General features: G+C 46.6%; 4 protein-coding genes. 1 reads left to right on the top strand and 3 read right to left on the bottom strand.

Going from position 1 to position 3,240, the window contains the following annotated elements:
- Positions 1-86: 86 nt before the first annotated feature.
- Both purQ and purS read right to left on the bottom strand, forming a co-directional pair.
- Positions 87-788, bottom strand: a complete 702-nt coding sequence (gene purQ, locus QUB61_RS16315) for a phosphoribosylformylglycinamidine synthase subunit PurQ (protein ID WP_333136053.1) — start codon at positions 786-788, stop codon at positions 87-89.
- A gap of 308 nt (positions 789-1,096) precedes the next feature.
- Positions 1,097-1,381 carry a phosphoribosylformylglycinamidine synthase subunit PurS gene (gene purS, locus QUB61_RS16310; protein ID WP_333136055.1) on the bottom strand — a complete coding sequence of 95 codons (285 nt, stop codon included), beginning with the start codon at positions 1,379-1,381 and terminating at the stop codon, positions 1,097-1,099.
- Between the two features lie 143 nt (positions 1,382-1,524).
- Here purS and QUB61_RS16305 point away from each other — a divergent pair, with 143 nt between their 5' ends.
- Positions 1,525-1,917: a Fur family transcriptional regulator gene (locus QUB61_RS16305; protein ID WP_006634700.1), complete on the top strand. Its 393-nt coding sequence runs from the start codon at positions 1,525-1,527 to the stop codon at positions 1,915-1,917.
- Positions 1,918-2,069: 152 nt separating this feature from the next.
- Here QUB61_RS16305 and QUB61_RS16300 read toward each other — a convergent pair whose 3' ends face one another.
- Positions 2,070-3,032 (bottom strand): SPFH domain-containing protein, encoded by a 963-nt coding sequence (locus tag QUB61_RS16300; protein WP_333136057.1) that lies wholly within the window; start codon positions 3,030-3,032, stop codon positions 2,070-2,072.
- Positions 3,033-3,240 lie beyond the last annotated feature (208 nt).

Genomic DNA, 3,240 nt, shown 5'->3' with positions numbered 1-3,240 from the left:
CGGGCAAGATGCCACCCCACAAGAAATTTAATCTGCTGTGGAACAGGCATCTTGCCTGTTCATAAAATTAGAGACAAATATTGCAACTACAAAACAGCAGCAACACTTGCCATCAGCAACCCTTGAAACAATTTTACCCCATCAGTTTCGCCCAACATCGGATCGGATGCCCGTTCTGGATGCGGCATCATTCCTAACACATTGCCCGCCCGATTGCAAATACCGGCAATATTATTTAAAGAACCGTTGGGATTCCCAGCATCGCTAATTTTGCCCGCCGGAGTGCAGTAGCGAAACAACACTTGATTGCGATCTTCTAGTTCTGCTAATGTATCCGCATCAGCATAATAGTTTCCTTCGCCGTGGGCGATCGGCAAATCGATGATTTCACCCGAAGTATAAGCCGCAGTCCAACGAGTATTACCGCGCTCGACTTTCAAAGAAGCGCGATCGCAAATAAAATTCAATCCCGCATTCCGTACCAGAGCACCGGGCAATAAACCAGCTTCAGTCAACACCTGAAAACCGTTGCAAATACCAAGTACAAGTTTGCCCTGTTTCGCGTGTTCCGCAGTAGCGCGCATCGCCGGAGAAAAACGGGCGATCGCACCGCACCGCAAATAATCTCCGTAACTGAAACCACCGGGAATTACAATGATATCAATATCCGAAATATCGGTATCTTCGTGCCAAATCATGCGAGTTGGTTGGTGGAGTAACCCTTGAGTCACCCATACCACATCGCGATCGCAATTTGAACCCGGAAAAACAATAACTCCAAATTTCATAAGCTGAAGGAAGAAGGAAGAAGGAAGAAGGAAGAGGGAAGAAGGAAGAGGGAAGAAGGAAGAGGTGTCAACATCAGACTAAAATCTTATGTTTTTCACTCTTGTATCTAAGTCTCGATCCCCCTCGCATCCCCCTGATAGTCGGGGGACTCGAGAGTGTTCCGAGTTCCCGCGTTTTTAACAGAGACTTTGAATGCTCTTGTCCTCGCGTTTTTAATAGAGACTTTGAACACTATTGTCCCCCCCTTATTAAGGGGGGTTAGGGGGGATCTCCGGGACCAAAAAACACACCCTAGGGGCGATCGCATTTATGCCGCCGCTGTCTCCACAGCAACAGGAATTTCAGTCAAATCAAAGCGATAATTTTCAATCACAGGATTAGCCAAAAGTTGGTCGCAAACGCGATCGAGTTGTTCGCGGGCCTGGGACTCACCAGCCGCAGTCAGCGTCAATTCAACATACTTCCCGATGCGCACGCCCTCAACATTGTCGTATCCCATGTGTTGTAAACCAGACTGTACGGCAGTGCCGGCGGGATCTAAAACAGAAGGGCGGAGGGTAACATAGATTTGGGCAAGATATTTCTGAGTCACGGGAATGTTGCGGTAGGTGATGTGAAAGTTAGCCCCATTGTATTCTACAACCGAGCGGAGCGCCGATCGCCATTTGGTTCGCCCAAGTAAGATAGCCTAGAAATAGGGACAGATGTGATTTCAGCAGATTCGAGAAAAAAATTATGAGAACCAACCACACCCGCAGTCAGGAGCGTATTTTAAACTTGCTCAAAGTCCTGAATCGATCGCTCTCAGCGCAAGATATCTACTTAGAACTGCGTAACAGCGACCAAAGCATGGGCTTAGCAACCGTTTACCGCTCCCTCGACGGTTTAAAGCGAGAGGGGTTCGTTCACGTCAGAACCCTCGCTAGTGGCGAGTCTCTCTACGGTGCCGCCCACCAAGACCAACACCACCTAACTTGTCTCGAATGCGGCACCTCCATTACGATCGACGAATGCCCCGTCCACCACTTAGAAAGCCAACTACAACAATCTCATTCTTTCAAGATTTATTATCACACTTTGGAGTTTTTTGGATTGTGCGATCGGTGTACTCTCGCTCAAGAATCTTAAATTTGGTAATAGGTAATAGGTAATAGGTAATGGGGCATTGGGCATTGTGCATTGGCCCGCGCAGGGCATTGGCCCGCGCAGGGCATTGGCACTCACAAATAACAAATAACAAATAACCAACAGTCAACAGTCAACAGTCAACAGCCAACTGGCTAATCAGCCTTATTACCTTCTTCCCCAACAATCGATCGCAATCCCTCCATGGTAGCAGGAATGCTGCGCGGATCCATAAACATCACCTTGCTGCTGTCGCTGCTGCCAATTTTCAGACCCATATCCAGATAGTTTTGAGCTAACAAAAATTGTAAAGCTTCCCGAGCATTGGGGTCATTTTGCAGAGTTTTGCCGATTATTTGCAAAGCCTCCGAAGTAGCTTGAGCTTTCAAAACCTGACTTTGGCGTTCTGCTTGAGCTTTCAGGACGATCGCCTTTTGTTGAGCTTCCGCCTCCAAAATAGTCGCTTTTTGGCGCGCTTCTGCATCCAGAACTTGCGCTTCAGCCTTACCTTTGGCGCTGTTAACTGCCGACTCGCGTTCTCCCTCGGAAGTCAGAATTGCCGCCCGCTTGCGTCGATCGGCTGCCATCTGCAATTCCATCGATTCCTGTACAGTTTTAGAAGGGATAATATCCCGCAATTCTACCCGAGTTACTTTCACTCCCCAAGGATCGGTAACAATATCTAAATCTCTGAGCAAGATTTCATTAATTTGAGAACGAGCAGTAAAGGTTTGTTCGAGATCCAGTTGACCCATTTCGGCGCGAATTTGAGTCAGCACCATATTTACCATTGCTGACTGGAGATTTTCTACTTTGTAACAGGCTTTTTCCAAGTCTACAATGCGCCAGTAAACCACAGCATCAACCGTGAAGGAAACGTTATCCCGGGTAATACAAGCTTGCGGAGGAATATCTAAGACTTTTTCCCGAATTGTTTGCTCGTAAACGACGCGATCCATAAACGGCGTGACAAAATTCAAACCTGGTTCCAGTTTCTTGCCGTTGTATTTACCTAAAGTTTCCACCAGCGCTTCATTTCCCTGATTGATAATCTTGACGGAACCTGCGAGGGCTGAGCCGCCTAGTGCTAAAAATACAAGTAAAAAAATTTGTTCCACGGTCGCCTCCTATAAATGTTGACTGATGACTAATGACTGATGACTAATGACTGATGACTAATGACTGATGACTAATGACTGATGACTAATGACTGATGACTAATGACTGATGACTAATGACTGATGACTAATGACTGATGACTAATGACTGATGACTAATGACTGATGACTAATGACTGATGACTAATGACTGATGACTAATGACTGA

Origin of the sequence: Microcoleus sp. C2D2, assembly GCF_036702495.1 — a bacterium.
GTDB lineage: Bacteria > Cyanobacteriota > Cyanobacteriia > Cyanobacteriales > Microcoleaceae > Microcoleus.
This window is presented reverse-complemented; position numbering and strand designations above follow the sequence as displayed.

Excerpts from the sequence above, each read along its gene's own strand:
- purQ (WP_333136053.1), bottom strand. The coding sequence starts at position 788 with ATGAAATTTGGAGTTATTGTTTTTCCGGGTTCAAATTGCGATCGCGAT.
- QUB61_RS16305 (WP_006634700.1), top strand. The coding sequence starts at position 1,525 with ATGAGAACCAACCACACCCGCAGTCAGGAGCGTATTTTAAACTTGCTC.